Origin of the sequence: Paenibacillus sp. FSL R7-277 (assembly GCF_000517965.1) — a bacterium.
Classification (GTDB): Bacteria; Bacillota; Bacilli; order Paenibacillales; family Paenibacillaceae; genus Paenibacillus_AQ; species Paenibacillus_AQ silagei.
Map to the genome: position 1 here is coordinate 1 of NZ_ASPX01000090.1, position 1,126 is coordinate 1,126.

General features: G+C 56.6%; 1 protein-coding gene. It reads right to left on the reverse strand.

The features are described from left to right. Positions 1-1,126, reverse strand: a 1,126-nt coding sequence (locus tag C173_RS34535; RefSeq protein ID WP_162174717.1) for a hypothetical protein, incomplete at both ends; no start/stop codon positions are given.

Consider the following 1,126-nt stretch of genomic DNA (forward strand, 5'->3'; position numbering starts at 1 on the left):
GATTCACCCAAGCGCCTGCTGTGCCGCGCTTGTATTCCATCCCCGAATCCACATTCACCAACGCGCCATCTTTCGCATTAATCGCGGTTTCATCCGTTGCCGCTACACCCGCAGGCGCTGCCGGACGGGAAGGAACATTCAGCGTCTGCGCCACGCTGTCTGTAGTCGCTGATCCGTCTCCCTTTTTCACGATGCTTAATGGTGTTCCCAGCCAGCTGCTAACTATAGCCAGCTTGCCGCTGCTGTCTGCCGTTACAGGCTGACTGTTCACGGTATACGCACCGCCTGGCGTCAGGCCGGTCAGTTGCTCGGCAGTATAGTCAATGACAGCTGCCGGGGTTGCTTCCGGCGTTGCCGTGAATGCATTCACCGTCACACTATGCGCTTCTGACACAAATGCAGTCACTGTCGCCTTCGTGCGGACATAATAAGTATCCGGTTCAAGTGACGTTACGCTTGTACCCGCAACATTCACCCAAGCGCCTGCGACCCCCCGCTTGTATTCCATCCCCGAATCCACATTCACCAACGCGCCATCTTTCGCATTAATCGCGGTTTCATCCGTTGCCGCTACACCCGCAGGCGCTGCCGGACGGGACGGGACATTCAGCGTCTGCGCCACGCTGTCTGTAGTCGCTGAACCGTCTCCCTTTTTCACGATGCTTAATGACTCTCCCAGCCAGCTGCTAACTATAGCCAGCTTGTCGTTAATGTCTGCCGTTACAGGCTGACCGTTCACTGTATACGCACCGCCTGGCGTCAGGCCGGTCAGTTGCTCGGCAGTATAGTCAATGACAGCTTCCGGGGTAATCTCTGCCGTTGGCACATACGCATTCACCGTCACACTATGCGCTTCCGACACAAATGCAGTCACTGTCGCCTTCGTGCGGACATAATAGGTATCCGGTTCAAGTGACGTTACGCTTGTACCCGCAACATTCACCCAAGCGCCTGCCGTTCCACGCTTATATTCCATCCCCGAATCCACATTCACCAACGCGCCATCTTTCGCATTAATCGCAGTTTCATCCGTTGCCGCTACACCCGCAGGCGCTGCCGGGCGGGACGGGACATTCAGCGTCTGCGCCACGCTGTCTGTAGTCGCTGAACCGTCTCCCTTTTTCAC